A 3,659-nucleotide genomic window follows, 5' to 3' on the forward strand; every position below is an offset into this window, starting at 1 on the left:
GCCTGCACCTGCGCGGCCACCGCCAGCGGCACCGCGGCAGCGGAGGCCGGCGCGGCCGCAACCACGGGCTCGGGCGGCAGGCTCTCGCGCAGGAAGGCGGACAGGCTGTCGAAGCTGCGGTAGTTCTCCATCAGCTGGCGAAAGCTCAGGTTCACCTTGAAGCGCTTCTTGATCTGCGTGGCGACCTGCGTCAGCGTGAGCGAATCCAGGCCCAGCTCGCCGAAGGCGGCATGTCCCTCGGCCTGCATCATGTCGATGCCGGAGAYGTCCTCGAACAGGGAGCGCARCCGCGTGTCCATGGATTCGGTGGGCGCAGCAAGGGCGGGGGACGCGGGTGAAGAGGGAAGTGGCGGGGGCACTGCAGCTGTCACGGTCGGCTCCAAGAAGGTGGGTGGAACGGAGAGCGCGGGCGTGGGTGGGGCAACGGGCAGCAGGGCCGGCGGCAAAACCGGCGAGGGGATGGCCGGGCTCGCCGCGGCCGCTGCGATGTCGACCCAGAAACGCTTGCGTTCGAAGGGGTAGGTGGGCAGGCGCACGCGCTGTGCGCCGGTGCGAACGGAAAGGCGCGACAGCTCCACGTCCGCGCCGCAGGTCCAGAGGCGGGCCAGCGCCAGGCGCAGCGTGCGGGCCTCGTCGGCGGGCTCGCCGTGCAGCAGCGGCATCACTTCGGCCGCGCCGTGCTGGCGCACCAGCGTGGCCAGCGTGTTGCGGGGCCCCACCTCGATGAAGAGCGGGCGCACCGCCTGCGCCATGGCGCTGCGCACGGCGGGCGAGAACTGCACGGTGCTGCGCAGGTGGCGGGCCCAGTAGGCGGGGCTGGTGGCCTCGGCCTCTTCGAGCAGGCGGCCCGTGAGCGTCGAGAAGATCGGCACCGTGGGCGCATGCAGCGCCACTTCGCCAACCAGTGCCTCGAAGGGCGCGACGGCGCCATCCATCATCGAGGAATGGAAGGCGTGCGAGGTCTGCAGCTGGCGGCTCGCGATGTCTTCTTCCTGCAGCGAGGCGCGCAGCGTTTCGATCGCGTCGAACGGGCCGGCCACCACGCAGGCCGTGGGTCCGTTGTCCGCGGCCAGCGAGAGCAGCGGCCCGAGCCGGGCTGAGAGTTCGGCCGCGCCCAGGCGCACCGACAGCATCGCGCCCGCGGGCCGCGCCTGCATGAGCGCGCCGCGGCGGGCCACCAGCCGGGCCGCGTCTTCCAGCCGCATCACGCCGGCGATCACCGCGGCCACGAACTCGCCCACGCTGTGGCCGATCAGCGCATGCGGCCGCACGCCCAGCGAGAGCAGCCGGCGCGCCAGCGCGTACTCGATGGCGAAGATCGCGGGCTGCGTGACGGCGGTGGGCAGCAGCGCCTGCGGGTCGTCGCCGAACATGCGCTCGCGCAGGTCGAAGTCCACCGCGCTGCCGAAGGCCTTCAGGCAGGTGTCGAAGGCGGCCGCGAACACCGGATCGTTGGCGTGCAGGATCTTGCCCATGCCGGTGTACTGCGCGCCCTGGCCCGGGAACATCAGCACCGGCTGCGGCGCGCGCGCATCGACGCGGCCGCTGGCGCGCCACGGGCTGTCGCCCGCCCGCAGCGCGGCCACGGCCTGCGCCGCATCGCCGGCCACCACCGCGCGGCGGAAGGCATGCGCCTTGCGGCCGACGCTCAGCGTATAGGCCACATCGGCCAGCGGCACGCCGGGCGTCGCGTCGAGGTGCGCGGCCAGCTGTTCCGTGGCCACGGCCAGCGCGGCTTCCGAGCGGGCCGAGATCGGCAGCACCTGCGGCCCCGCGGCGCTGGCCGAAGCGGGGCGCGCGGGCGCTTCCTCGAGGATGATGTGCGCGTTGGTGCCGCCCACGCCGAAGGCGCTGACGCCGGCGCGCCGCGGCTGGCCGGTGCGCGGCCAGGCCTGCAGGCTGCCGCTCACGTAGAAGGGCGTGCGCGCGAAGTCGATCGCCGGGTTGGGGGCGCTGAAGTGCGCGGTCGGCGGAATCGCCTCGTGGTGCAGCGAGAGCGCGGCCTTGATGAGGCCGGCGGCCCCCGCGGCCGTCACCATGTGGCCCACGTTGCTCTTGAGCGAGCCGAGCGTGCAGTAGCCCAGCGCGCCGGTGTGCTCGGCATAGGCGCAGGTCAGTGCCTCGACCTCGACCGGGTCGCCCATCGGCGTGGCGGTGCCGTGCGCCTCCACGTAGGAGATGCTGCGCGCGTCCACGTTGGCTGCCGCCAGCGCCGCGCGGATCACGGCGGCCTGCCCGTCCACGCTGGGCGCGGTGAAGCTGGCCTTGGTGCCGCCGTCGTTGTTGACGCAGGCGCTGCGCAGCACCGCATAGATGGTGTCGCCGTCGGCCTGCGCGTCGGCCAGGCGCTTGAGCAGCACCACCGCGGCGCCGTCGCTGAAGACCGTGCCCTGGGCCTGCGCGTCGAAGCTGCGCGTGTGCCCGTCGGGCGAGAGCATCGAGCCTTCCTGGTACAGGTAGCCGCTGCGCGGCGGGCAGGTGACGGAGGCCCCGCCGGCCAGCGCCATGTAGCACTGGCCGGTGCGCAGTGCGTGGAAGGCATGGGCCACCGCCACCAGCGAGGTCGAGCAGGCGGTATGGATGCTCACCGCCGGCCCCGTCAGGTTGAGCCGGTTGGCCACGCGCGTGGTGATGTAGTCCTTCTCGTTGGCCAGCATCACCTGGAACTCGCCCACCGCTTCGATGAGGTCGGGCCGCGTGGCGACGTGGCGCTGGAAGTAGCTGGCGTTGTACATGCCGGCATACACGCCGACCGGGCCCGGCGCCGCATCGGGCACGTAGCCCGCGCGTTCCAGGCATTCCCAGCAGATCTCCAGGAACACGCGCTGCTGCGGGTCCATCRGCGCGGCGTCCTTCGGGCCGATGCCGAAGAAGGCGGCGTCGAAGTTCTCGATGCCCTCGATCACGCCGCGGGCCCGCACGTAGGCCGGGTCCTTGCGCAGCGCGTCGCTCACGCCGGCATCGAGCGTGTCGTCGTCGAAGAAGCTGATGGTGTCGCGGCCGGCAACGAGGTTCTCCCAGAACTGCTCGACATCGGCCGCACCCGGAAAGCGCCCGGCGGTGGCGATCAGCGCAATCGCATCCGACATGTGGGCGTCGGGTTCGGCGGGCTGCTGTTGCTGTTGCTCGTGCACTGTGCGCGGCGCGGCGGCGGCTGCGGGCGCCGCATCGCCGGCGGCGGCCGTCTCCAGCTCGGCCGCGATGGCGCTCGGCGTCGGATGGCGGAAGAACAGGTTGGTCGACAGCGGCTGCGCGCTGTCCTGCTGCAGTTCGGCCAGCACCTGCAGCACGCGCAGCGAGTCGCCGCCCAGGTCGAAGAAGTTGTCGTTGCGCCCGACCTTCTCGATGTGCAGCGCGCGGGCGAAGGCTTCGCACACGCGCTGCTCGGCGGCGCTGCGCGCTTCCTCGAAGGGCTGCGCCAGATCGGGCCGCTCGGCCGCCGGTTCGGGCAGCGCGCGGCGGTCGAGCTTGCCGTTGGGCGTGACCGGCAGCTGCGCGAGCCAGACCTGCGCGGAGGGCAGCAGCGCCGCGGGCAGGCGCGCGGCCAGGTGCGTGCGCAGCGCATCCCACGAGAGCTTGTGCGAGCGTGCGACCAGGTAGGCCACCAGGCGCAGCTGCCCATCGGCGTCGGGCCGCGCATCGACGGCGCAGGCCTGGAT

At 72.9% G+C, this 3,659-nt stretch carries 1 protein-coding gene; it reads right to left on the reverse strand.

What is annotated here, in order from left to right; all coding sequences use genetic code 11:
• The coding region (locus tag AC1DOC_RS24505) for a beta-ketoacyl synthase N-terminal-like domain-containing protein (RefSeq protein ID WP_478130672.1) at window positions 1–3,659 on the reverse strand (3,659 nt) is incomplete at both ends.

The sequence above is a fragment of the Variovorax sp. 01T439_2 genome (assembly GCF_056398445.1).